Source organism: Amycolatopsis albidoflavus, from assembly GCF_039525725.1.
In the GTDB taxonomy this organism is placed as follows: Bacteria; Actinomycetota; Actinomycetes; order Mycobacteriales; family Pseudonocardiaceae; genus Amycolatopsis; species Amycolatopsis albidoflava.
In genome coordinates this window covers 79426-103026 of the sequence record NZ_BAAAHV010000006.1, presented here as the reverse complement: position 1 = coordinate 103026, position 23601 = coordinate 79426, and the positions used below count along the sequence as shown (strand labels likewise).

At 68.3% G+C, this 23601-nt stretch carries 21 protein-coding genes and 2 tRNA genes; 7 read left to right on the top strand and 16 right to left on the bottom strand.

The genetic code is table 11. The annotated features are described in order from the left end of the window. Window positions 1–31: 31 nt before the first annotated feature. Entirely contained in the window at window positions 32–1333 is a 1302-nt protein-coding gene (locus tag ABD156_RS08800) for an acyltransferase family protein (protein ID WP_344268892.1), read from the top strand. Here the strand turns inward: ABD156_RS08800 and ABD156_RS08795 are convergent. The 9 genes from ABD156_RS08795 to ABD156_RS08755 all read right to left on the bottom strand — a co-directional run bounded on the left by ABD156_RS08795 (window position 1323) and on the right by ABD156_RS08755 (window position 10347). After that, window positions 1323–2219 (bottom strand): amidohydrolase family protein, encoded by an 897-nt coding sequence (locus tag ABD156_RS08795; RefSeq protein ID WP_344268889.1) that lies wholly within the window; start codon window positions 2217–2219, stop codon window positions 1323–1325. The two genes, ABD156_RS08800 and ABD156_RS08795, sit on opposite strands and share 11 nt — an antisense overlap. Continuing rightward, window positions 2216–2698, bottom strand: coding sequence for an SsrA-binding protein SmpB (gene smpB, locus ABD156_RS08790; protein ID WP_116206697.1), 483 nt, complete (start codon window positions 2696–2698; stop codon window positions 2216–2218). The genes ABD156_RS08795 and smpB overlap by 4 nt, the downstream gene beginning before the upstream one ends. A 140-nt stretch (window positions 2699–2838) precedes the next feature. Next, window positions 2839–3732: a permease-like cell division protein FtsX gene (gene ftsX / locus ABD156_RS08785; protein WP_037359041.1), complete on the bottom strand. Its 894-nt coding sequence runs from the start codon at window positions 3730–3732 to the stop codon at window positions 2839–2841. 45 nt (window positions 3733–3777) lie between these two features. After that, window positions 3778–4467: a cell division ATP-binding protein FtsE gene (ftsE, locus tag ABD156_RS08780; RefSeq protein WP_009073292.1), complete on the bottom strand. Its 690-nt coding sequence runs from the start codon at window positions 4465–4467 to the stop codon at window positions 3778–3780. A gap of 98 nt (window positions 4468–4565) precedes the next feature. Then, on the bottom strand, window positions 4566–5669 hold the full coding sequence (gene prfB / locus ABD156_RS08775) for a peptide chain release factor 2 (RefSeq protein ID WP_344268870.1): 1104 nt from the start codon (window positions 5667–5669) through the stop codon (window positions 4566–4568). Window positions 5670–5733: 64 nt separating this feature from the next. After that, entirely contained in the window at window positions 5734–6234 is a 501-nt protein-coding gene (locus ABD156_RS08770; protein WP_344268867.1) for a PadR family transcriptional regulator, read from the bottom strand. A 240-nt stretch (window positions 6235–6474) separates the two neighbouring features. Beyond that, window positions 6475–6548, bottom strand: a tRNA-Met gene (locus ABD156_RS08765). A gap of 688 nt (window positions 6549–7236) precedes the next feature. Then, window positions 7237–7310, bottom strand: a tRNA-Met gene (locus ABD156_RS08760). 67 nt (window positions 7311–7377) lie between these two features. Further along, window positions 7378–10347 (bottom strand): UPF0182 family protein, encoded by a 2970-nt coding sequence (locus ABD156_RS08755; protein ID WP_344269258.1) that lies wholly within the window; start codon window positions 10345–10347, stop codon window positions 7378–7380. Between the two features lie 166 nt (window positions 10348–10513). Here ABD156_RS08755 and ABD156_RS08750 point away from each other — a divergent pair, with 166 nt between their 5' ends. Beyond that, window positions 10514–11068, top strand: a complete 555-nt coding sequence (locus ABD156_RS08750) for a PPA1309 family protein (RefSeq protein ID WP_344268864.1) — start codon at window positions 10514–10516, stop codon at window positions 11066–11068. On the opposite strand, the gene ABD156_RS08745 is transcribed toward ABD156_RS08750, so the two are convergent. Beyond that, window positions 11069–11944 carry an oxygenase MpaB family protein gene (locus tag ABD156_RS08745; RefSeq protein WP_344268861.1) on the bottom strand — a complete coding sequence of 292 codons (876 nt, stop codon included), beginning with the start codon at window positions 11942–11944 and terminating at the stop codon, window positions 11069–11071. A gap of 85 nt (window positions 11945–12029) precedes the next feature. On the opposite strand from ABD156_RS08745, the gene ABD156_RS08740 reads away from it, so the two are divergent. Next, a complete protein-coding gene (locus ABD156_RS08740; RefSeq protein WP_344268858.1) occupies window positions 12030–12638 on the top strand; it encodes a TetR/AcrR family transcriptional regulator in 609 nt (202 codons plus the stop codon). A 3-nt stretch (window positions 12639–12641) separates the two neighbouring features. Here ABD156_RS08740 and ABD156_RS08735 read toward each other — a convergent pair whose 3' ends face one another. Further along, window positions 12642–13661 carry a YlbL family protein gene (locus tag ABD156_RS08735; protein ID WP_377928550.1) on the bottom strand — a complete coding sequence of 340 codons (1020 nt, stop codon included), beginning with the start codon at window positions 13659–13661 and terminating at the stop codon, window positions 12642–12644. A gap of 191 nt (window positions 13662–13852) precedes the next feature. On the opposite strand from ABD156_RS08735, the gene ABD156_RS08730 reads away from it, so the two are divergent. Continuing rightward, the gene (locus ABD156_RS08730) at window positions 13853–15277 is read left to right on the top strand and encodes a zinc-dependent metalloprotease (RefSeq protein WP_344268854.1); all 1425 of its coding nucleotides are present in this window, start codon (window positions 13853–13855) and stop codon (window positions 15275–15277) included. Between the two features lie 575 nt (window positions 15278–15852). Here the strand turns inward: ABD156_RS08730 and ABD156_RS08725 are convergent. Next, window positions 15853–16362, bottom strand: a complete 510-nt coding sequence (locus tag ABD156_RS08725) for a M48 metallopeptidase family protein (protein ID WP_344268851.1) — start codon at window positions 16360–16362, stop codon at window positions 15853–15855. Between the two features lie 216 nt (window positions 16363–16578). On the opposite strand from ABD156_RS08725, the gene ABD156_RS08720 reads away from it, so the two are divergent. From ABD156_RS08720 to ABD156_RS08710, 3 genes are all read left to right on the top strand, one after another. After that, window positions 16579–17664 (top strand): ThiF family adenylyltransferase, encoded by a 1086-nt coding sequence (locus tag ABD156_RS08720; RefSeq protein WP_344268848.1) that lies wholly within the window; start codon window positions 16579–16581, stop codon window positions 17662–17664. 103 nt (window positions 17665–17767) lie between these two features. Then, window positions 17768–19069: an ABC1 kinase family protein gene (locus tag ABD156_RS08715; RefSeq protein WP_377928552.1), complete on the top strand. Its 1302-nt coding sequence runs from the start codon at window positions 17768–17770 to the stop codon at window positions 19067–19069. Window positions 19070–19315: 246 nt separating this feature from the next. Beyond that, a complete protein-coding gene (locus ABD156_RS08710; RefSeq protein WP_425546103.1) occupies window positions 19316–20098 on the top strand; it encodes a hypothetical protein in 783 nt (260 codons plus the stop codon). Window positions 20099–20783: 685 nt separating this feature from the next. On the opposite strand, the gene ABD156_RS08705 is transcribed toward ABD156_RS08710, so the two are convergent. The 4 genes from ABD156_RS08705 to ABD156_RS08690 all read right to left on the bottom strand — a co-directional run bounded on the left by ABD156_RS08705 (window position 20784) and on the right by ABD156_RS08690 (window position 23549). Then, window positions 20784–20966, bottom strand: a complete 183-nt coding sequence (locus ABD156_RS08705) for a hypothetical protein (RefSeq protein ID WP_344268839.1) — start codon at window positions 20964–20966, stop codon at window positions 20784–20786. Next, window positions 20963–21862: a class I SAM-dependent methyltransferase gene (locus ABD156_RS08700; RefSeq protein WP_344268836.1), complete on the bottom strand. Its 900-nt coding sequence runs from the start codon at window positions 21860–21862 to the stop codon at window positions 20963–20965. Before ABD156_RS08700 ends, ABD156_RS08705 begins: the two co-directional genes overlap by 4 nt. A 907-nt stretch (window positions 21863–22769) precedes the next feature. Beyond that, the gene (locus ABD156_RS08695) at window positions 22770–23117 is read right to left on the bottom strand and encodes a WhiB family transcriptional regulator (RefSeq protein ID WP_344268833.1); all 348 of its coding nucleotides are present in this window, start codon (window positions 23115–23117) and stop codon (window positions 22770–22772) included. A gap of 153 nt (window positions 23118–23270) precedes the next feature. Then, a complete protein-coding gene (locus tag ABD156_RS08690) occupies window positions 23271–23549 on the bottom strand; it encodes a hypothetical protein (protein WP_344268830.1) in 279 nt (92 codons plus the stop codon). Window positions 23550–23601 lie beyond the last annotated feature (52 nt).

Here is a 23601-nt window from a genome sequence, read left to right as displayed (position 1 = left end):
TCCGCGCCCGGAAACCGACAAGCTCTTCAGCATGACGACGAGCCAGCTGCCGACCCGCGCCCCACGGGCGTCCCGGGACAAGTTTCTCGACGTGGTGCGCGCCGGAGCGATCCTCGCGGTGGTCGCGCAGCACTGGACGATGCCGGTGCTTTCCTTCTCCGGCAACACTCTTTCCACCGGCAACGCCCTCGCGACGCCGGGCTGGTGGATCATCACCTGGGCCTCGCAAGTCATGCCCCTGGTCTTTTTCGCCGGCGGCGCGGCGAACCTGATCTCCTTGCGCCGCGCGGAATCCACCCGCGCCTGGTTCGCCGGACGCGTGCGCCGGCTGCTCGTTCCGGTGCTGCCGCTCATGGCGGTTTGGCTCGTCGTGCCGGATCTGTTGCACGGCCTGGGAGTTCCGCCACAGCCGGTACAGGTGGCCAGCGCGATCGCCGCGCAGCTGCTGTGGTTCCTGTCGGTCTACCTGCTCACTGTGCTGCTCACGCCGCTGATGGTCGCCGCACATCGGCGCTGGGGTCTCGCGGTGCCGGCGGCACTGGCCGGACTGGGCGTTCTCGTTGACGTGGCACGGTTTTCCGACCTCGGCCTGATCGGGTATGCCAACGCCGTCATCGTCTGGGTCGCCGTGCACCAGCTCGGTTTCCACTACGTCGAAGGCCGTCTCGGCTCGCTCAGCCGCCGGGCCGCGCTCGCCGTGTCCGCCGCCGGTTTCGGGGTGACGGCGCTGCTGGTCGCGTTCGGTCCGTACCCGGCGAGCATGATCGGCATGCCGGGCGCGCCGGTGTCCAACATGAGCCCGCCCACCGTCCTGCTGCTGTTCCTGGCGCTCGGCCAGATCGGCTTCCTGCTCGCGTTCCGCGAGAAGCTCGTCTCGCTCCCCCGCGTCACGGCCGCGCTCAGCTGGCTCAGCCCGCGGTTCATGTCGGTCTACCTGTGGCACATGCCGGCGCTGGTCGTGGTTTCCGGCGTGACCGTCTTCGGCCTCGGCTACTCCACGCCGACCCCGGGTTCGTCGATGTGGTTCCTCATGGCACCCGCCTGGTTCGCGGTGTGCGGTGCGGTGCTGCTGGGCCTGCTGCGCCTGTTCGAGCGCTTCGAGATGCAGCCGGACGGCCTGGTCGTGACCGCTCGGACGCCGCAGCTGGTGCTGGCGGGCCTGCTCGCCTCCGGCGGTCTCCTCGGCCTGGCCGCGCACGGGTTCGCTCCGCTGCGCGACGGCGTGCTGAACGGTCCGCTGCCGTGGGTGGCGCTGGTCGCGGCCGGGTTCGCCCTCGCCGGACGTCAGGTGTCGCTGCCGCGCGGCCGGGCCCTCGTGGCGGTCAAACGCTGAGCAGCTTCGCGGGGGTGTCGTGCAGCACCGCTCGCAGGAATGGCTCGCCAAGGCGATCGTCGGCTGCCCAGCCGGCGATCGCCTTCAGCTGTGTGGCGTAGGAGTACGGGATGTTCGGGAAGTCGGTGCCGAGCACCACACGGTCGGCCACCTCCGCCAGCCGGACCGTCCAGTCCGGCGGCAGCGGCGACATCGCCTCTGAGAACGGCACGCCGACCATGGTGGTGTCCAGGTGCACCCGCGGGTAGCGAGCCATCAGCTCGAACGCGGTGGTGAACTGGGGCATCGCCGCGTGCGCGAGGACAGCGGTGAGCCGAGGATGCCGCTGCAGGACTTCCTCGAACACCTCGAGCCCGGTGAAATCGCCGCGCAACGGCCCGTGTCCACAGTGGATCACCACCGGCACACCCGCTTCGGACAGCGAGCCCCACACGCCATCGAGCAGCTCGTCCCGCGGGTCGTACGCGCCGACCTGAACGTGCGCCTTGAAGCACCGGGCTCCCGCGCGCAACGCACTGTCCACATAGGACGAGGCACCCGGCTCCGGGTAGAACGTGCCAGTCGGCACCGCGTCCGGAACCTGCTCGGCGAACTCCAAAACCCACGACGTGAGCCACTCCGCCATGCCCGGCTTGTGCGGGTACACCAGCGGCGCGAAGGCTTTCACGCCCAGCGCGCGCAGCGTTTCGATCCGCTCCGCCTCGGGCGTGCGGTAGTGGATCGGCCAGGGCGTGCCGTAGTGCTGCTCGGCGCGGTCGAAATACGCCCACACCTTGTCCAGCACCGGCTTCGGCAGGAAGTGAACGTGCAGGTCGACGATTCCGTCGAGGCCGAGCCCGGCGATCCAGCCCGGGACGTCGGCGTCGGCGGCCGGACCCGCGCTCACTCCGTGAACCGGCCCTTCAACGCCCGTCCCATCGCGCGGCTGATGTCCTTCTGCGCGTCGCGTTTGGCGAGCGACTGGCGCTTGTCGTAGGCCTTCTTGCCTCGCGCGAGCGCGATCTCGACCTTGACCTTGCCGTCCTTGAAGTACATCGACAGCGGCACCAGCGACAGACCGCTTTCCTTGGTCTTGCCGATGAGCCGTTCGATCTCGCGCCGGTGCAGCAGCAGCTTGCGCGTGCGCCGCGGCATGTGGTTGGTCCAGGTGCCCTGGGTGTACTCGGGGATGTGGACGTTGCGCAGCCACACCTCGCCGTCGTCCACCGTCGCGAACGCGTCCACAAGCGACGCTTTGCCGGCCCGCAGGCTTTTCACCTCTGTGCCCACCAGCACCATCCCGGCCTCGTAGGTGTCCAGGATGGAGTAGTCGTGCCGAGCCTTGCGGTTCGACGCGATGACCTTCTGTCCACGTTCCTTGGGCATACCGGCCAGTTTACGTGGCGTCCAGGCGATCAAGCACGCCGGTTTACGGCCGGTCACCCGGCGAAGTCAGTGCTGCTGGAGACGCACGAACCGCCCGGCGAAAACGTTCGCCGGGCGGTTCGGATGCGGAGAGAAAGCGGCTAGTGGCGCACGTACAGGCGCAGCGTCACGTACCCGGTGATCGCCGAGATCACGATCGACACCGCCAGCAGGATCGGCGCGACCGGGAACAGCACCTCGAGCGTGGTGATCTGCGGGAACACTTCGCCGGTGAAGACCGTGTCGAGGAAGGACAGCTTCGTCAGAAGCAGGAACACCACCCCGAGCACGGCACCGACCGTGCCGGCGACCACCGCCTCCAAGAGGAACGGCAGCTGGGTATACCACCGCGTCGCGCCCACCAGGCGCATGATGCCGACTTCCGTCCGCCTCGTGAACGCCGAAACCTGAATGGTGTTCGCGATCAGCAGCAGGGCGGCGACGGCCATGATGAGCGCCATCACGAACGCGATGTTCCGGACGCCGTTGAAGACGTTGAACACGCGGTCGAGGAACTTCTTCTGGTCGTCGACCTTCTTGACGCCGGGCTGGCCGGTGTACTGCTTGATGATCGCGTCGGACCGGTCCGGGTCCTTCAGCTTCACCTGCAGCGACGCGGGCAGCGCCTCGGGGCCGGTCAGCTCGAGCAGTTCGGGCTGGCTCGCGAAGATCTTCTTGAACCGGTCGTAGGCCTGGTCGCGGTTCTCGTAGACGACCGACTCGACACCGGGGTTGTTCTGCAGCGACTGGCGGAGCCCGTTGCAGAGTGCCTGGGTGCAGTTCTTGTCGTTCGCGCTCACGTCGTCGACCAGCGAGACCGAAACTTCGACTTCGGCGAGGAAGTTCGCCTTCATCTTGTCGATCGTGCGCACGGCGAGCAGACCGCCGCCGAGCATGGCGAGCGAGACCGCGGTGGTGAGGATCATCGCGATGGTCATCGTGACGTTCCGGCGCAACCCGGTGACGACCTCGCTGAAGACGAAACTGGCTCGCATCGCTCTAGTAATTCCTTGGGTCGGGGCGGAAAAGGGCGGGGTGCGTCAGCGGCCGATGCCGTAGACGCCGCGGGCGTCGTCGCGGATCACGCGACCGAGCTGCAGCTCGACGACCCGCCGCCGCATCGAGTCCACGATGGAATGGTCGTGCGTGGCCATCAGCACGGTGGTGCCGGTGCGGTTGATCCGCTCCAGCAGCAGCATGATGTCCTGGCTGGTGTCCGGGTCGAGGTTCCCGGTGGGCTCGTCGGCGAGAAGCACGAGCGGGCGGTTCACGAAGGCGCGGGCGATCGCCACGCGCTGCTGCTCGCCGCCGGAGAGCTCGTTGGGCAGCCGGTCGGCTTTGCCGTCGAGGCCCACGAGTTCGAGCACCTCGGGCACGACCTTGCGGATCGTGGGCCGCGGTTTCCCGATGACCTCGAGGGCGAACGCCACGTTTTCCGCGACGGTTTTGTTGGCCAGCAGCCGGAAGTCCTGGAACACGCAGCCGATGGTCTGGCGCAGGCGGGGGACCCTGCGCCGGGCGAGCTTGGCGACGTCGAAGTTCGACACCATGACCCGTCCCTTGGAGGGCACCTCTTCCCGCAGCAGCAGCCGCAGGAACGTCGACTTCCCGGAACCGGACGGGCCGATGAGGAAGACGAACTCACCCTTGTCGATCTCGACCGACACCCGTTCGAGGGCGGGACGGGTCGAGGTCTTGTAGACCTTGGAAACCTCTTCGAGCCGGATCACGGTTCGGCATCCTACCCATGGGCCCCGTTAAGCCCGGGTTGCCGGTGCCTTGGGTGACCCGCGCCTCGTCCCGGCGCGGGTCGCCGCCGCGTCGCGGATCAGACCGCGTTCGCCTGCTTGCGCCAGCGGATTCCGGCTTCCAGGAAGCCGTCGATGTCGCCGTCGAGGACCGCGGTGGGGTTGCCGACCTCGAATTCCGTGCGCAGGTCCTTGACCATCTGGTACGGGTGCAGCACGTAGGAGCGCATCTGGTTGCCCCAGCTGGAGCCGCCGTCCTTGAGCGCGTCCATTTCGGCCCGTTCCTCCTCCTTTTTGCGCTGCAGGAGACGCGCCTGGAGGACCTTCATCGCGGCCGCCTTGTTCTGCAGCTGCGATTTCTCGTTCTGGCACGAGACGACGATGCCGGTCGGGATGTGCGTGAGGCGGACCGCGGAGTCGGTGGTGTTGACGCTCTGGCCGCCGGGGCCGGACGAGCGGTACACGTCGACGCGGATGTCCTTTTCCGGGATGTCGACGTGGTCGACTTCCTCGACCTCGGGCAGGACCTCGACGTGCGCGAAGGACGTCTGCCGGCGGCTCTGGTTGTCGAACGGCGAGATCCGCACTAGGCGGTGGGTGCCTTGTTCGACCGAGAGGGTGCCGTAGACGTACGGGGCGGTCACCTTGAAGGTGGCGGACTTGATGCCCGCTTCTTCGGCGTAGGAGATGTCGAAGACGTCCGTCGGGTAGCCGTGCCGCTCGGCCCAGCGCAGGTACATGCGCAGGAGCATTTCGGCGAAGTCGGCCGCGTCGACGCCGCCCGCTTCGGAGCGGATGTTGACGACGGCGTTGCGGTCGTCGTATTCGCCGGACAGCAGGGTGCGGACCTCGAGCGCGTCGATGTCTTTGCCGAGGTCGGCGAGGTCGCTCTCGGCCTCGGTCATGCTGCCGCTGTCGCCCTCGTCGGCGGCGAGCTCGTAGAGGACGCCGAGGTCGTCGAGGCGCTGGCGCAGTTCGGAGACGCGGCGCAGCTCGGCCTGCCGGTGGGACAGCTGGCTGGTGACCTGCTGGGCCTCTTCCACGTTGTCCCAGAGGGTGGGGCTGGACGCCTGTTCCTCGAGCTCGGCGACCTGGGCCCGCAGCGCGTCGAGGTCCATCACCGACTCGATCTGCGTCAGTTTGCCGGTCAGGTCCTTCAGCGCCGCATCGAACTCATCACTCACGTCGGACAACGTTACGGCAAAACCCACGACCGGTCGCGAACCGGTCGTGGGGCCGTGGCGAAGCTCAGGCCTGGGGGATCGAGTCGAGCAGCTTCAGGGCGGCCTTGGCCTGCGCCTGGGCGAACTCGGCGACTGCCTTGGCGTAGGGGCCGTCGGCGGTCTTGGTGGCGTTCTTGGCCTCTTCGAGCTGCGCCTGGTAGGTGGTGCGAGCGCTGTCGAGCAGTGCGCTGCGCTGTTTGGCCGTCAAGGAGCCGGCGTGCACGAGCCGCAGGATGAGCGGGCTGCGCAGGTGGTCGGGTCCGGCCTCGGACGTGAGCCACGTCTTGAAGGCCTTCTTGCCTGCCGCGGTGAGCACGTACTGCTGGCTCGAACGGGGTCCCTGCTTGCCGAGCCGGACGAGACCCTCTTTCGAGAGCGCCGGGAGCTCGCGGTAGACCTGGCTGCGGGTGACACTGAAGAAGGCGCCGAAACGCTCGTCGGCGCCCGAGACCAGCTGCCCGCCCGTGGCGGGGCCGTCGTGGAGCAGACCGAGCAGAGCGGCGGCGGTTGCATTCAATTCGGACACCCCTCTACGGTCCCACTTATCCGTCGCTGTGTCCACAGTGGTCACCAATCAGTCCATTGTGGCCAGCGGCAACCCCTCTAACAGCCCAGTCCGCAGGTATGTCCACAATAGACTCTGCCACGCTCCGCAACCACCGCCGAAACGATCACCGCGCCGCAACCACCACCCGAGCGACGGCCAAATGGCGCACAAAAAAGCCGGGGCCCGTGCATCCGCACGAGCCCCGGCTTTGTATCCAAGTAGCGGGGACAGGATTTGAACCTGCGACCTCTGGGTTATGAGCCCAGCGAGCTACCGAGCTGCTCCACCCCGCGTCGTTGTGAAAACAACAATACACCCCCCTCCAAACCCCCCAACACCACCCCCACAAACACCCCCCAACCAGCAAAAACACCCCCCCACCGGCCGCCACCCACCCCACCCCCACCTCATCACGCCAGCCCCACGAAAGTCCCACCCAAAACAAAAAAACACCACGCCTTCCGCACCCCACCCCAACCCAGCCCATCCGCACCGGAATATTCCAACGCCCCAACGATTCCCGACCCTCTACACAAGACAAAAAAGAGGTCTAAACCTGTCAATCCCCCCAAGACAACAAGCCCAACCCCATGAAGCGCCCCAAGTTCTTGCTCTCTGGGCGACTTCAGCCCCACAAGACCTGTTTGTGTGGTCGGCTCGGTGCTCGGTGGGCGGTGGGGTGTCGGTTGGCGTTCGGGGGCTGCGGGGCGGCTCGGCGGGGGGCGTGGTCATGGGGGCGGGGATTCGTTTGGGCACTGGGAGGAAGCCCCATTCCCCAACCCGCCCCACGAGCCAAGCTCGCTCCGCGAGCAACGGCTACCCAACGAGCCAGAAACAAAGGCGAGGCACTCCCCCAACGCGCCCCAACCGGGGGTCCAGGGGGCTTGCCCCCTGGCGGGGGTCTGGGGGTTCGACCCCCAGAGGCAACAACGAAAGAGGCCCGTCTTCGCGCTTTTTGCGAAGACGGGCCTCTCACCTCTGTAGCGGGGACAGGATTTGAACCTGCGACCTCTGGGTTATGAGCCCAGCGAGCTACCGAGCTGCTCCACCCCGCGTCGTAGGACCTACCTTACGCCCTGGTTTCGGGCGGGCGCAAAGCAGGTGCCTATTAGGTAACCGAGGTCACCCGCCGGGCTGGGACGGCGGCCCGCTGGAGGCGGGCGGGGTGGTGGGTTTGGCGGAGTTGTATTCCTTGGTGGCCGCGTCGAGGGCCGCGAGGGCCGCGCCTTGGTCGGTGAAGTTGCCGGATTGCTGTGCCGCTTTGAGTTTGGCGAGCGCGGCTTGGATGTCGGCGACCGCTTTGTCCATGGCCGGGTTGCTGCCGCCGGTGCTGGGCGGCGGGGTGGCGGTGCTGGATGTCGGCGGGGTCGTCGTGGTGCCGGGGTCGCTTTCCTTGGGCGTGGTGGCCGCCGCGCCGGTGCCCTTGCCGAAGACTTGGTCGAGGGCTTCGTTGAGGGTGGACGCGAAGCCGATCTTGGCTCCGTAGGAGACGAGCACGCGGGCCAGCTGCGGGTAGCTGAGCTGGTTGCGCTGGCGGATGTAGACGGGTTCGACGTAGAGGAATCCGTCGGCGACCGGCAGTGTGATCAGGTTGCCGTAAATGGGAATGACGTTGGGGTTGTTCAGCAATGTCCGGTCTTGGGCGACGCGGGGGTCGCTCTGGAACCGGTTTTGCACCTGGACGGGTCCGTCGACCTGGTTGGCTCCGCTGGCCGGCGGTAGTCGGAGGACGCGGATGGTGCCGTAGTCCTGCGGATCGGACGAGATGGACATCCAGGCCGACAGGTATTGCCGTTGCAGGCCGGTGAGCGCGCTGGTCAGCTGGAAGGTCGGCCTGCCTTCGCCCGCCGCGTTGGCGAGGACGTAATAACCGGGCTGGTTGGCGACATTCGCGCCGGCGGTGGTGGAACTGCCGTCCTCGGTCGGGTCCTGCGGGACGCTCCAGAACGCTTGCTGTGCGTAGAACTCCTGCGGGCTGTCGACGTGGTAGCGGGCGAGCAGTTCGCGCTGGATCTTGAACAGGTCCTCGGGGTAGCGGAAGTGCGAGCGCAGTTCGGGCGAAATCTCCGAGCTTGGCTTCACGACGCCGGGGAAGACGTTCTCCCACGCCTTGAGGACGGGTTCGTTGTCGTCGATCGAGTACAGGTTGACGGTGCCGTCGAACGCGTCGACGGTCGCCTTCACCGAGTTGCGGATGTAGTTGATCGAGTTGTTCGCCTGTTTGGTGACGCCGTTGAGCGAGTCGTTGGTCGCCTCGCCGAGCTGCGTCTGCTGGGCGTACGGGTAGTTGTCGAGCGTGGTGTAGCCGTCGACGATCCACTGGATGCGGCCGTTGACCACCGCGGGGTACGGGTCGCCGTCGAGGGTGAGCCACGGGGCGACCTTGGCGACGCGGTCGCGCGGCTCGCGGTTGTACATGATCTTCGAACCGTCGCCGATGGCGTCGGAGAAGAGGATCTTCGGTTCGCGGTACTCGGCGGCGAACATCAACCGGTTGAACCAGTTGTCGAGCGAGACGCCGCCCTTGCCCTGGTAGAGGTAGTCGCGCTTGGCATCGGTGTCGTATTCGCCGGGGGCCTTGCCCGGGGTGCCGCCGACGATCGCGTAGTCGGACTGGTTGGTGAGCTCGCCGTAGTAGATCCGCGGCTGGTCGACCTTGATGCCCGGCTGGCCGTTGACCGAGCCCGCGCCGGTCGGGTTCGTGGTGTCGCTCGTGGTGGCGATCGGGTAGCCGCCGTCGGAGTTCGAATCCTTTACCGCACGGTCGATCGTGTTCGCGGGCGCGGCGACGAATCCGTTGCCGTGCGTGTAGACCATGTGCTTGTTGATCCAGTTGGTCTGGTTGCCGCTCAGCCCGTCGGTCTTCATTTCCTTGGCGGCCACGATGTAGTCCTGCGTGGTGCCGCCGATGGTGTAGCGGTCGATGTCCAGCTTGGACGGGAAGCCGTAGAAGTTCTCGCGGCCGACGCGCTGGGTGAAGGTGTCGCTGAGGATGTTCGGGTCGAGCAGCCGGATGTTGGACACCGTGCCGGTGTCGCCCTTCACCGCGTCCGCGGTGGTTTCGGTCTTGCCCGGGTACTGCTCGTACTTGACGTTGGTGAGGCCGTACGCCGCGCGCGTCGCGTCCATGTTGCGCTGGATCGACGGCGCTTCCTTCTCGTTGGCGTTCGGCTTGACCGAGAACTGGTCGAGGATCGCCGGCCAGGCGACGCCGACCAGCACGCCGGAGAGGATCAGCAGGACCAGCGAAATCGCCGGCAGCTGCAGATTCCGCAGGAACGCGCCGGCGAAGAACGCGATCGCGCAGATCACCGAAATGCACAGCAGGATCAGCTTCGCCGGGAGCACCGCGTTGAGGTCGGTGTAGGTGGCTCCGTTGAACAGCGGCATGTTCCGGTCGGACAGCAGCAGGTTGTACCGGTCGAAGAAGTACTCGACGGCCTTCAGCAGCACGAAAAGCCCGACCGTGATGGCGAGCTGCGCGCGCGTCGGGCCGGCCAGCTGGCCGCCGCGGCCGGCGAGCCGGATGCCGCCGAAGATGTAGTGCGCGATCAGCGCGCCGAAGAACGAGACGACGACGGTGACGAAGAGCCAGCCGAGCAGCCAGTTCACGAACGGCAGGGTGAAGGCGTAGAAGCCGAGGTCGATGCCGAACTCGGGATCCTTCTGGCCGAAGGAGGTGCCGTTGAGGAACAGCTGGATCGTCTGCCAGTCCCCGGTCGCCGACGCGCCGGAGATGACGCCGGTGAGCACCGGGATGCCGATGCCGAACAGCCGGATCCGGCTGACGATCACCGAGCGGTAGCGCGAGAGCGGATCGTCGCGGCCGGACACCGGCACGAACACCGGCCTGGTCCGGTAGGCGATCAGCAGGCTGACCGCCAGCGCCCCGCCGACCAGCAGCCCTACCGCGAGGAAGAGCACGATGCGGGTGACCAGCTGCGTGGTGAACACCGAACGCGCCTGCAGTTCGCCGAACCACAGCCAGTCCACGTAGGTGTCGAGCAACCGGACGCCGGCCAGCAGGGCCAGCACGATCACCGCGGCGATGATGAGAAGGATCCGGCTGCGCCGGGACAGCTTCAGGCTCACCGGGGGCCGAGTCGCCACGGCAATGCTCCTGTCTTCGTGAACACGTTCGCCGGGGACAGCTGTGTCCCCGTGACCTCTAACTCTACGGACGGTGCCGCGAGTTCCCGGGACCACCCAAACCGGGCACGCGCGGCGCGTCGCGAGGACGCCTGACACGATGGTCGCCATGCCACCGAGTGAGCCGTCTGCCGCCCACCCAGTCGCCGGGCTGGCCCGGGAAGTCGAAGAGTTCGTCGCCGCCGCGGGCTGGAACCAGCCGCCGCAGTTGTTCGCGCTGGTGCCGACCGCCGCGCTGCTGGACGAACAGCCCGAGCTGGCCGGTCAGCTCGACCGCGCGAACCCGCTGACGCCGGTGGCCCAGGAGGCGTTGCCGGACGGCGATCTCGCCGAATCGCTCGGCCGGATCGCGTGGCCGGACATCGTGGTCGGCTGCGCGCTGGCGCAGGAAATCATCGTGCTGCCCCCGGACGTGGAGGCGGAGCTCGAAGGAATCGCCGAGGCGGACGCCGAAAGCCTTCGCCGCGCCGCCGCGGACCACCCGCGCCGCACCGAGGCCCGTCTCGTCGCCGCCGTCCTGCGCGAAGGCGACGCGGCCTGCGTGATGCGGCTGCGCGGCGTCCAGCCGGGCGACGAGGACGAGAACGCGGTCGACGAACTGGTGGAAAGCCCGGATCTCGCGCCGAATCTGGTCGACGCGCTGAAGACGACCCTGCAGCCCTGATCAGCCGGGGACGGCCACCTTCCGCTCCGGCGGCTGGTGGCCGTACCGGGCGATGTCGACCGCGCGCGGGTCGGCGAAGTGGTCCGACCAGGATCGATCGACGTGGTGCGGCCGGGCTCCTTGAAGACCGAGGTAGGCCGACACCAGGCTCGGGCCCGCCCGCCGCAGCCCGGCGGGCGGCTCGGGCAGCCGGTGGACCTCGCGCAACTGCCTGCTCATGAGGAGCAACAGGCTCGGCGCGGCGAGGCGACGCGCGGGCCGGGGGAACCAGCGTCGCCAGTCGAGGAACAGCTGGTCCACCAGTTTCCGGCCGCCGTCGGTGAAGCCGAGCCGCTGCTCGTAGCCGTGGATCCAGTCCAGGAATTCTCTTCGGCTGGGCGGGATTTCGAGGCCCATGTGCTCGCCGACGCCGCGCCAGAAGTAGTAATGCGCCTGGTCCTCGGCCTCGGTGAAGACCGACAGCCCCAGCTCGCCGAGGATCCGGGCCGGCTCGAAGATCAGCGACCCGAGCGTGAACAGCTTGTCCTCGCCGGTGATCCCAAATCGGGCGTGGATCTCCTCCATCCGGTCGATGACCCGGCGACCGGCTTCGCTGCTGTGCACGTGCCGGATCATCTCGCCGAAGAAGACGAGAGTGTGGTCGTTGCGCCGCCGGACGTTCCGCATCATGTCGCCGGAGCCGGTCCGGTAGACGATCCGCGCGATCGACGGCGAGGCGACCTGGCGGGCGAACGCGACGGTGTAGGCACCGTGCACGAACATCGCGTCGCCGTATCGGACGCCGAGGCTGAGGTGGGTGATGGCCTCGTTGTCCCGCACCGGGTCGAGGGCCGCGATGGCGGCGGCGAGGCTGCGCCCGCCCGCGAGTCCGTTCATGGGCACCTCCGGACCAAGTAAGAACGCCAGCGTTCCTGATTCAGCCGACTATCAACTAGGAACGTTCGTGTGTCAAGATGACCCGGTGCCCGAAGTAGTCCGCCCCTACCGCGGGGTCAGCGCCGACGAGCGCCGTAGGCAACGTCGAAGCCAACTCCTGGAAGCGGGTCTCGACGTGGTCGGCGAGGTCGGCGTCGCCGATACGACGGTTGACCTCGTCTGCAAGCGCGCGGGCCTGTCGAAGCGCTACTTCTACGAGAGCTTCGCGGACCGGGAAGCGCTCTTGACAGCGGTGCTGACCGGGGTTTTCGACGCCGTCCGGTCTTCGTTGGAGACAGCACTGACGGACGCCCCCTCAGCCGCTGAGGAACGGATGACGCTGCTGGTCACCGCCACCGTGGAGGCCATCGCCACCGACCCCCGGGTGAGCCGGTTGTGGGTGGAAGCGAATCACCATCCGGCCTTGGAACAACACCGGAGCGAGGCTTACGCCGAGTTCGCCGATCTGCTCGTCAGCATCCTGCTCCCCGGCCGCGAGGACGATCCGGCCGCCCAGTCGGCCTTCGTGCTGGTGGTCGCGGGGACCACCGAAGTGCTGCGCCGGTGGCTCGCGGACGGATCCCCGGGCAGTCCCGCGGGCATCGTCGACGTCCTGCGCAGAGTCGGCCTGGCCGTCACCGGCGAGTTCGGCTGACGGTCAGCAGTGCGCGGTCGGGCGGCCGGCCTTCAGGTTGTCGAGCTGCTTGAGCGCGTCGTCCAGCGTCGACACCTTGATGAGGTTGAGCCCTTCCGGCGCGGCGGATTTCGCCTCGGCGCAGTTGTGCTCGGGGACGAGGAAGTCGGTCGCACCCGCTTCCTTCGCGCCGACGACCTTGAACGAGATCCCGCCGATCGGCCCGACCTGGCCGGTCTCGCTGATCTCGCCGGTGCCCGCGATGTGCCTGCCGCCCGCGAGGTCGCTGCCCGGTTTCCCGGGCGGGGTGAGCCGGTCGATGATCGCGAGGGTGAACATGAGCCCGGCCGACGGGCCGCCGACGTCCTGCAGCGAGATGTCGACGGAGAACGGCGCGACCGCGCGGTCGACGGCGGTCAGCCCGAGGAAGCCCTGGGTGCGGTCCTCGCGCTGGGCGAGCGTGACCGGCACGGTGCGTTCGGGCTGGCCGAGGTGCTGGAAGGTGACCTGGACGGAGTCGCCCGGCTTGGTGTTGGCGATCGAGGCGGCGACCTCGGCGGCCTCGCGGACCTGCTTGCCGTTGACCGCGATGAGCTTGTCGCCGGGGGCGAGGATGTGGTCGGCCGGACTGCCGGACACGATCTGCTTCGCGACGACCTGCACCGGGTAGCCGAGGTGGCGCAGCGCGGCGACCTGCGCGTTGCTCTGCGAGTTCTGCAGCTGCTGGATGTTCTCCTGCTTGACCTGCTCGTTGGTCTCGCCGGGCTTGTAGTACTCCTCGCGCGGCGCGAGCGCGTAACGGCCGCTGGCCCAGAGGCCGAGCGCGGTGAAGAGGTTGATGCCGTCGTTGAGCGAGACGGTGGTCATCCGCAGTTCGCCGCTGGTGCCGTAGGTCTGCTGTCCCTTGACCTGGATCACCGGGTTGCCCGCGGCGTCGCGGCCGAGGGTGTCGTAGGTGGGTCCGGGGCTGATCGCGACATACGGCACCTGGACCAGGAACCCCGCCACGACGAACACCAGGAACAGCACGCCGCTGACCAGCATCGTCCATCCGCGGCGGGTCATCCGCCGGTCGCTGCGGGCAGGCGCGCGCGACGGCTCGGCGCGGCGGGACTGGTTCGCGGTGTCCTCGTCCGGTTTTGTCACGAGCGACAGCGTACGGTGACTGTGTTCGCTTCCCGGTGAAGGCCACGGTTGACGCGCTGAGCCGGGTCGTACCCGCGTACGGTGGAGCTATGAGCAATCCCCCGTTCGGCTTCGGACCGCCCGATCCCGACAAGCGAGGCGACAACGACCCCTCGAACCCGGGCCAGCCCGGCGGAGCCGAGGCGTTCAACCAGCTCGGGCAGATGCTGAGCCAGCTGGGCCAGATGCTGAGCCAGGCGGGCTCGTCGAGCGGGCCGGTCAACTACGACCTGGCGAAGCAGATCGCACTCCAGAACCTGAGCGGACGGGACGACGCCAAGATCGGCTTCACGTCTGAGGGCGGCGACTCCGCCACCGCCGTGCGCGATGCCGCACACCTGGCGGAACTGTGGCTCGACGCGGCGACGATCCTCCCCGCGGGCGCGACGTCGACGGTGTCGTGGTCGGCGCGCACCTGGGTCGAGAAGACACTGCCGACCTGGCAGCGGCTGTGCGATCCAGTGGCGCAGCAGGTGTCCGGCGCGTGGATGCAGGCGCTGCCCGAGGAGGCCAAGCAGGCGGCGGGTCCGCTGCTGTCGATGATGGGCCAGATGGGCGGCATGGCGTTCGGCTCCCAGCTCGGCAACGCGCTGGCGCAGCTCGCGCAGGAAGTGCTCACGTCGACCGAGGTCGGCCTGCCGCTCGGCGAGGCCTCGACGTCGGCGCTGCTGCCGGCGAACATCGAGAAGTTCACTGAGGGCCTGGAGCTGCCGGCGAGCGAGGTGCTGGTCTTCCTGGCCGCGCGCGAGGCCGCGCACCAGCGCCTGTTCGCGCACGTGCCCTGGCTGCGGCAGCGCCTGCTGGCGACGGTCGAGGAGTTCGCCCGCGGGATCACCGTCGACACCTCCGCGCTGGAGTCCCTGGCCGGAAGCATCGACCCGGCGAACCCGGCGAGCATCGAGGAAGCGATGTCGTCCGGTCTGCTGGAGCCGCAGACCACCCCCGAGCAGCAGGCCGCGCTGAAGCGCCTGGAAACCCTGCTGGCGCTGGTGGAAGGCTGGGTAGACGTGGTGGTGGCGGAGGCCATCGGCGACCGTCTCCCCGGAGCCGAAGCCCTGCGCGAAACGCTGCGCCGCCGCCGCGCGACCGGCGGCCCCGCCGAACAGACCTTCGCGACTCTGGTGGGCCTCGAACTCCGCCCGCGCCGGATGCGCGCCGCATCGTCCCTGTGGAAGCTCGTGGAAGACCGCCACGGCATGGAAAAACGCGATGGTCTCTGGTCCCACCCCGACCTGATGCCGACCGCCGAAGACCTGGACGAGCCCCTGGACTTCGCCGACCGCATGGCCGAACCGGCGGCTCTCGCCTCGGACCTGGACCCGATCGCGGAGCTGGAGCGCACGGAGAAGGCCGAGCGCGAGGCCCGCACGGCCGCCGAGGGCGGCGACGAGACTGGCGGGACCAAGGACTCCGACACTGCCTCCGCCGACAAGGGCGACGAGACTCCGAAGGACGAGGGGAACTCGCCTTCCTGAGGCCGCCCAGCGATCTGCCTAGGCTGCCGTTCGACCCACCGCGCGGACCGTCTCACCTGGTTGAGACGGTCCGTGCGGCTTTTGTACCGCCTGTGCTCCGCTTCGCAACGCTCGAAACCGCTCCCCTCGTTTCCTCCCACCGGCAATCCGCGGTGGCTTTCCGCTTCCCTCCCAGTAGCTGACCTGGCCGCCGAACTGTCGGGCTCCTCGACGGGCCGCCCGCTCTTTCGGAAACCCCGGCGACGTCTGGTCCTCACGGCCGCAACAGCCGCGCGCCAAGTCCTCACGAAGGTCCTCACTCCGCTGCCGCAGGCCACACACTCCGCACTCCGTCCGGCTGGCCGCACCCGGCCACTCACCTGCTCTCCCCGCACTCGCACAGCCGTCTGGTCCGCACTCGCGCCCGCAACAACCGCGCGCCTAGTCCTCGCGAAGATCCTCGCCCCGCGACCACAGGCCAAACACTCCGCACTCCGTCCGGCCGGCCGCACCCGGCCACCCACCTGCTCTCCCCCGCACCTCGCACAGCCACAGCCGCACCCAGCCGCCCAAGCCCGAGCCCGAGCCCCAGCCCGTCAGTCTTCCTCCGAAATCCCCCACCCAGCCGCCGCCGAAAGCCCCTCCAGGTATCCGATCGCCCGTTCCGTCTTCGGATACCGGTTGACCAGCGTCCAGAACGCCGCGTCGTGCCCCGGCTCCTTCAGGTGCGCCAGCTCGTGGATCAGCACGTAATCCAGCACCCACTGCGGCACCCGCTGAAGCCGGTCGCTGACCCGGATGGTCGCGTCCACCGGCGTGCACGACGCCCACCTGGTCCGCATCGGCGGCACCCACCGCACGCTGGCCGGCAGCGCTTTCCCGTCCAGGTACTTCGCCCCGAGCAGGGCACAGCGCGCCAGCAACGCCGCGTCCGACGCCTTGGGCGGCGCCGCCTTCCGTCCTCCCGAGCGCAGCAGCCTGCGCTCCATCTCCGCGACCCAGTGTTTCTCTTCCTCGCGGGTCATCCGTGCCGGGATGAGGACCACCAGGGTGTCCTCGTTCCAGTACGCGGTGACCGTCCGGTGCCTGCGCTGGCTGCGCCGCACCTCGACCTTGTGTTGAGAAGTGTCCGACGGGGCCTTCTCGCCCCTGCCTCTCAGTGAGGGCATCCGTGCTTCGACCACTCGACAACGGTAAGGCTCAGCACCGACAACTTGGAGCGCCGAAAGGTCACAGCCCTGAGTTGTCCACAAGTAGATTTCCCTGTGGACAACTCAGCTTCTCACCCGCGAGTGGAGCTCCGGAGCTGCCAAGCTGGCCGCATGACCCTGTCCAGTGTTCCGCCGCCGGATGTGCTCCTCCCGGAGTATCCGACGTTGCTTCCGGGCATCCACGTGCTCGAACGCGACGGCAACGAGATCCAGTTCGGCCTCGACCCCCGCCACGGCATCGTCGCCAACGGCCTGCCCGCTCCGATCGTCGACAGCGTCCGCAGGCTCGACGGCCGGCGCGGGCTCGAGGACGTCCTGCTCGCTGTAGGCGAACACCGGGAGCAGTTCCAGCTGCTGCTGAAACAGCTGTCCGCGCTCGGTTTGGTGACGGAAGCGGCGAAGAAGAGCGCGAAACGGGTCGAGACCGGGTTGTGGTCGCTGCGAGCGCGGCACTACCAGCCGGCGCTCATGGACCGTCGCTGGCAAAGCCTGATCGCGGTCCATGGCAGCGGACGGATCGCCGTGGCAGTCGCCGCGCTGCTCGCGGCGTCCGGAGTCGGGCACCTCGACATCCGGGCGTCCGGCACGGTCACCGAAGCCGACCTCGGGTCCGGGTTCACGCCTGCTGAACTGGGCCAACCGAGGCAACGCGCGATCCGGACCGTCGTCGCCCGGGTCGCGCCGGACGTCACCACCGCCCGAAACCAGCGGCGACTCCCCGACCTCGTGCTGCTCACCGACACACTCGTCCCACCGCCGGAAGAAGTGGCCGAACTGGTCGACTCCGCCACGTCCCATCTGCCGGTCCGGGTGTGCGAGGGCACAGGCATCGTCGGGCCGCTCGTCGTGCCTGGTCGCAGCGCCTGCCTCCGCTGCTGCGACCTGCACCGGACCGACGCTGACCTGTCGTGGCCAAGGATCGCGACGCAGCTGGTAGGCCGGATTCCACGAGCGGATCTGGGTGCCGTGCACGCCTGCGCCTCGCTCGCTGTCGCGCAGGCGATGCGGCTGCTTTCGCCGAGCGAAACCCCGCCGCCGGCCTGGAACGCCACGCTGGAGATCGACAACTTCGACGGAAAGTTGCACCGCAAGGACTGGGAGCCACACCCGGACTGCGGCTGTGGTGCGCCCGTCCCCTTCGAGGAAGGTCCCTTGCCTGCCGAAGAGGTGCCCGCGGAGGTGCTGCAAGAGACGTAGGACACACCTGGGTGCGGTCAGCAGGCTGCGAGCGTCGCGCTCGTCAAGGCAGAATCGCAGGGTGACCGACTTTCGCGACCGAACCGGAGACCGCGATTCCGCCATGCCGCGTCGCGGCGCTGCCCGTACCGCGAAGCTGGCGAGCCTTCCGCTCGGCATCGCCGGACGAGCAGTGGGTGGCTGGGGCAAGCGGCTGGCCGGGCAGAGCGCTGAGCAGGTGAGCGCGACGCTCTCGGCCAAGGCCGCTGAGCAGCTGTTCGAGGTGCTGGGCACGCTCAAGGGCGGCGCGATGAAGTTCGGGCAGGCGCTGAGCGTCTTCGAGGCCGCGGTGCCGGACGACATGGCACAGCCGTATCGGGAAGCGCTCACGAAGCTGCAGTCGGCCGCGCCGCCGATGCCTGCCCGGCAAACCCACCGCGTGCTCGCCGAGCAGCTGGGCCGTTCCTGGGTCGGACGGTTCTCGCACTTCGACGACGAACCGGCCGCCGCGGCGAGCATCGGCCAGGTGCACCGCGCGACCTGGCACGACGGTCGCGAGGTCGCGGTCAAGGTCCAGTACCCCGGTGCCGACGAGGCGCTGCGCAGCGACCTGCGCCAGTTGCAGCGCTTCAGCAGGCTGTTCCAGGCTTTCGTCCCGGGCACCGACGTGAAACCGCTGCTCACGGAGCTGGCCGAGCGGATGGACGAGGAGCTGGACTACCTCGCCGAAGCCGACAACCAGCGCGCCTTCGCGAAGGCGTTCGAGGGCGACCCCGAGTTCCTGATCCCGCGCGTCGTGGCAAGCGCGCCGAAGGTCGTGGTCAGCGAGTGGGCCACCGGCACCCCGCTGGCCAAGATCATCTCGGACGGCGATCCGGCCACCCGCGATCTCGCCGGCCGGCTGCTCGCGGAGTTCCACTACTCGTCGCCCGCGCGGGCGCATCTGCTGCACTCCGACCCGCACCCCGGCAACTTCATGCTCACCGGCGACGGCAGGCTGTGCGTGATCGACTTCGGCGGCGTCGCGAAGCTGCCGCACGGAATTCCGCGGCACCTGGGCGAAATCACGCGACTGGCCCTGGACGGCCACTCCGACGAGCTGATGCGGCTGCTGCGCGAAAACGGTTTCGTGCGGGCGGATTCGTCGCTGGAAGCAGACGAAGTGCTCGCCTATCTCGCACCGTTCACCGAGCCGCTGGCCGAGCCGACGTTCCACTTCACGCGCCGCTGGATGCAGCGGCAGGCGGGGCGCGTCGGCGACTCCCGAGGCAACGACTTCCACGTCGGCCGTTCGCTGAACCTGCCGCCGGAATACCTGATGATCCACCGGGTCACGGCAGGATCGACGGGCATCCTCTGCCAACTCGACGCCGAGATCCCCGCCCGCGGCATCGTGGAACGGTGGCAGCCCGGGTTCGCCGGCTGAGTTATCCACAAGACGAGGGCGCGACGCCGAGTTGTCCACAGATTGCGCAAGGTGGTTTCGCGGAGTTGATCAAGCCGTCATTCTCGAGGTATGACGACTACAGCAAGCACGGATTCCCTCGCCTTCGGTGACCTGGTCTCGCATGGAGTTCTCCATCGCCGGCATCTGCGCGTCGCGGGAATTTCCGATCGAAGAGCCGCACAACTCTCCGGCCCGGGCGGCCCGTGGCGACAGGTGTATTCCGGCGTGTACCTCGTGCACGACAAACCTCCGAGCCGCGAAGAACTCCTGCACGCAGCCGTTGCCCGGTACGGTCCCGGAACCGTCATAACCGGCACAGATGCTTTGTGCGCACACGGAATCAGCCATCCCCGGACCCCGGAAATCCATCTGCTGGTGCCGCACAACCGAAGGCCGGCCAACGAACCGAGCGTCATCACATACCGCACCGCCCGGATGCCCAAGGAAATCCTGATCGACGGCCTGCCCTACGCAAGCGCCGCCCGCGCCGCTCTCGACCTGGCCAGACGGGAAAACGATCCGGATGAGATCGCAAGACTGGTCTCGCTGCCGCTGTACTGGGGTCTGGCGGACCGCGCCGAACTGACGCGCGAACTGGACAACGGAAACCAGCGCGGTTCAGCAGCCGTCCGCACAGTCCTGCGCAGCCTCGACGACCAAGTAACCTTCGCGCACGGACAAGCACTCCGTGTCCTCCAACGAACCCCGCTGCCCACCCCGCAATGGAACGTCGCAGTCTGCGACCGCCGCGGCCGCCGGCTCGGTACCGCGGATGCCTGGTGGGACGAAATCGGCCTCGCCTGGCGCTACCGCACCGCAGCAGGCCCCGACGACTTCAGCCACCTAGCCCTAGCCGCAACCGGCACCGTGCTGTTTCGGTGCACCCCACGCCAACTCCGGGAATCACCAGAGGAGATGAGCACTGAGCTTCTCAATGCCTACCGCCATGCAGCACGCACGCCTCGGCCGAAGGTGCGCGCGATCTACAAGACGGGAAATGCCGCATGAGCCCAACTTGACAGCACGGGCGGGACGACGTTGGGGCCGGGCCAGCACTGTGACGGGCGCTCGGCGGGCAGCCGTGCAGCAGGCAACGCCGCGGACGTGATTATGCAGGGGATCTAGCCGTCAGTACTCGGTGAGCGACTCGTCTCGACGCATCTAACGTGGTTGCGCGCGAGGCTGATCGCCAGGAACTCGACTCGCAGGGCACCGGCGTGCACGCGATCCAGTGTCCGGTATTCGTCAGACAGCCTGCCAACGACGTAGCAAAAACTGGCGGCGGCGACCCCGGTGCCGGTATACGCTAAACGGATCGCCGTTGACGCCCGGATCTTGCGGCGGCCAACCCCGACACCAGCACACGCCAACAGACCACCGCTGGCACCCCGAATCCGGCCGCGGCCAGCCCCGGCGCCCGCATACGCCAACAGACCACCGCTGGCACGCCAGATCTGTCTGTGGCCGACCGCGGGTACCGGCACACGTTAAGCGGATCGCCGTTGACGCCCCGGATCTGGCTGCACGCAATCCGGTCACCAGTACTCGTCCAGCAAGCCTGCCCTCAGTGCCCGGGCCTGGTCGCACGCACTCCACCGCCAAGCTCGATGAGCGGCGTCTGGCATGGTCTGCGCACGCGGTCCGGTCGCGAGGGATCGTCAGGCAGCCTGCATCCCGGATCTCGCGCGCTCGGTCACCAGTATTCGTCGGGCAGCTTGCCCTCGATGTCCCGGACGTGGTTGCGCGCGCAGTCCGGGCAGAGCCAGCGCTGTTCGCCGTTTTCCTTGGTGCTGACCCAAGCCAGGGTCGCGAGCGGGTCCGTTTCGGCGGCACGTGCTCGGCCGCACCGGGAGCACGTCGGGGCGGGCGCGGTCATGGTCGGCGTCCGTGGTGCACGGTGCGTGCGCCGAGCAGGAAGAGATCTCGGCGTTTGCCGAGGTAGTGGGAGCTGTCCGGATCGAGCAAAGAAGCCAGCGTCGCGCGGTCTTGCTCCGCGAGGTGGTCGGCGCCGTGCGTCGCGAGGCGGGAAAGGTGGTGGTGCACATAGTCGGCGAGACCGTTCGGGCCGGGTGCGGGGTGGTCCACCAACGCGCTGAACGAGCTGACGTCGGCGAGTCCGGCCCGTTCAAGTGCGACGGTCCAGCCGTAGGGCATCGGCACGGCGCCGTCGATGCCCTCGCGCATTCCGACGAACCACTCAGCCTGCGCGGCCTGCAACCGGTCCTCTAGGCCGGGCCGTCCGACTCCGAGATCCCAAGGGAGGCAAGAAAAAGACAACCCGCCTTCAGCGAGAGCGACCACGCCGCCAGCCCGTGCGACAGCGGCAAGCGTGCCGATCGCGGCCTGCTGGTCCGGAAGATGATGCACCACGCGCGACGCCCACACGAGATCCGCGGCGGGAAGCAAGTCGGGCAAGGCACCGTCGGCGAGATCGGCGACGATCGCCCGAACCTCGACTGTCGGCGCGGCGTCTCCGTCTGGTTCGAGGCCTTCGGCGGCGGCAAGGACAGCACGCTCGGCCTCGTGGAGCAGTTCGGGCGTCGCGTCGACCAGGATTATCGTGCCGCCGTGCTGGGTGGCCAGGGCTTGGGCGAAGTGGGTGCTCATTCCGCCGGCACCGCAGCCCAGGTCGATCACCGTGGGGTTGGCGGGGAGTTTCTCGATGAGGCGGGCTGCGATGGCGGCTTGCGCGGGAGCGTCGAGAGCGTCGGCCGCGCGGAGGAGAACCAGCCGGTCAGCCCAGTCGATGTGGTCGTGCGTATGTCCGGACACGGGCTCATTGAACACCTGTCCGCGGACGAGAACGAGCCTGGACGGTCCCCCGACGGACCTTCCAGGCTCATTCCCGCGAAGTGATCAGCGACGGTGTTGGCCGAGCGGACGTCTGCCCCTCCCCTTGGGCAAAGCGTCTTGCGCGGTCGCCCGCCTCCCCGTTCCCGAAAACCGATGCCGGTTGCTCGCAGCCGAGCCGGTTGGGCAAGGCAGATCAGGTCGGCGGACGTCCGACTACCTGGTTCGCAGCCGGATGATCAGACGACGCAGCCGGATCAGATCCGCCCTGCCCGAGATGAGCCGGGCAGCGCGAATCGGCTCGGAGGCGCGAATCGACTCGGAGGTGGGAGCAAAGCCCGGGCGGCGACGCTCGCCAGCCAGGATTGGAGGCAATCCTGATGGCGGGCATCGGCTCCCGGGCAAAGAGGCACCGGCCGGGCCGGGCGGAGGCCAGCTGAAGCCGGACCCCGACCGGCCGCACCAGAGCGGGTCTGCTGAAGCCGGACCCGCCCCAGCCGCACCAGAGCAGGTCTGCTGAAGCCGGACCCGCCCCAGCCGCACCAGAGCAGGTCTGCTGAAGCCGGACCCGCCCCAGCCGCACCAGAGCAGGTCTACTGATGCCGGACCGCAGCCGGACCGGAGTGGGTCTAGCTGGGTGGTTGGAATCGTTCCGCTCGGCTGGTCGCCCAGCGGGCTACCCGCGACCAGCGGCGCGCGGCTCGCGCTCGGCGCCATGGGCGTTGGGCTTCGTGTTCGGTTATCAGGTCGCGTATTCGCGCTCGGGACAGTTCTTCGTGAAGCAACATCTTCGTGGTCTCCTGAGACTTGTTCTGCTTGGGTTTCGGCTGCACTCGGACCGGTTTTCCGGTGCGGGCCTCGAAATCGCGCGTGGTGATGAGGTCGACGGTCATGCGGCGGCGCTCCGGGCTGCGGCGGCGGGTTCGAGGGCGGCGTTCTTGCGCGGACGGCCACGGGGCCGCTTGCGCGCGATCACCGCACCGCGCTCGAAGATCTCCCCTCCCCAGACACCCCACGGCTCACGCCGGGCGAGTGCTCCCGCGAGGCAGGCCTCGCGGACCGGGCAGCCGGCGCAGAACGCCTTGGCCCGCTCGAGTTCCGCGGGCGATTCGGCGAACCAGAGGTCCGCGTCGCGCGAGCGGCAGGGGAGTTCGGGCTCAGCGACCCCGTCGAGCAGGTCGCCGATGTCGAACCCTTCGGCTAAGGGGCCCTCGGCGAGGGCGATGGCGGCAGACATATCCGTGCTCCTTTGCGATTCGGTGGTGGTGTGGCGGTGGGCGATCGAACTGGACAACTTGTTCCTTCTTGTTGTGCAGCCAAAAAAACACGAAGGCCGCGGATCCGGTTACCGGTTCCGCGGCCTTCGTGAGCCTTGAGTCCTGACGTCAGGTCAGGAACTTCGCTCCCGTATCGACAACGGAACACGGAACTGCTTGATGGTCGGCAGATCGACATCAACCTGCGGGTACGCGGCAACGACGGCGGCGGTCGCGAGAGTGATGCCGGCCGGGGCCCAGTTGCGCTCGATGCGACGCAATCCGTCAACGTGACGACGCGTTCCGTCGATTGGCGCGAACGTGGACACACCGGTGCCCTGGCGCGGGGCGGCGACGGTCGTGCAGACAGGCAGACCAGTGCCAGGGATCGTGTGCATCAGATTGCTGATCATTTCACCGGCACCGCCTTTCTCTGTCGGACTGCGCCGCGCGGAGCGGCGGCCG

Coding starts and splice junctions, on each gene's coding strand:
- ABD156_RS08715 (WP_377928552.1), top strand. CDS start 17,768: ATGCCGCGTCGCGGCGCTGCCCGTACCGCGAAGCTGGCGAGCCTTCCG.
- ABD156_RS08695 (WP_344268833.1), bottom strand. CDS start 23,117: ATGTCTGCCGCCATCGCCCTCGCCGAGGGCCCCTTAGCCGAAGGGTTC.
- ABD156_RS08750 (WP_344268864.1), top strand. CDS start 10,514: ATGCCACCGAGTGAGCCGTCTGCCGCCCACCCAGTCGCCGGGCTGGCC.
- ABD156_RS08705 (WP_344268839.1), bottom strand. CDS start 20,966: ATGACCGCGCCCGCCCCGACGTGCTCCCGGTGCGGCCGAGCACGTGCC.
- ABD156_RS08720 (WP_344268848.1), top strand. CDS start 16,579: ATGACCCTGTCCAGTGTTCCGCCGCCGGATGTGCTCCTCCCGGAGTAT.
- ABD156_RS08690 (WP_344268830.1), bottom strand. CDS start 23,549: ATGATCAGCAATCTGATGCACACGATCCCTGGCACTGGTCTGCCTGTC.
- ABD156_RS08735 (WP_377928550.1), bottom strand. CDS start 13,661: ATGCTGGTCAGCGGCGTGCTGTTCCTGGTGTTCGTCGTGGCGGGGTTC.
- ABD156_RS08800 (WP_344268892.1), top strand. CDS start 32: ATGACGACGAGCCAGCTGCCGACCCGCGCCCCACGGGCGTCCCGGGAC.
- smpB (WP_116206697.1), bottom strand. CDS start 2,698: ATGCCCAAGGAACGTGGACAGAAGGTCATCGCGTCGAACCGCAAGGCT.
- ABD156_RS08745 (WP_344268861.1), bottom strand. CDS start 11,944: ATGAACGGACTCGCGGGCGGGCGCAGCCTCGCCGCCGCCATCGCGGCC.
- ABD156_RS08730 (WP_344268854.1), top strand. CDS start 13,853: ATGAGCAATCCCCCGTTCGGCTTCGGACCGCCCGATCCCGACAAGCGA.
- ftsX (WP_037359041.1), bottom strand. CDS start 3,732: ATGCGAGCCAGTTTCGTCTTCAGCGAGGTCGTCACCGGGTTGCGCCGG.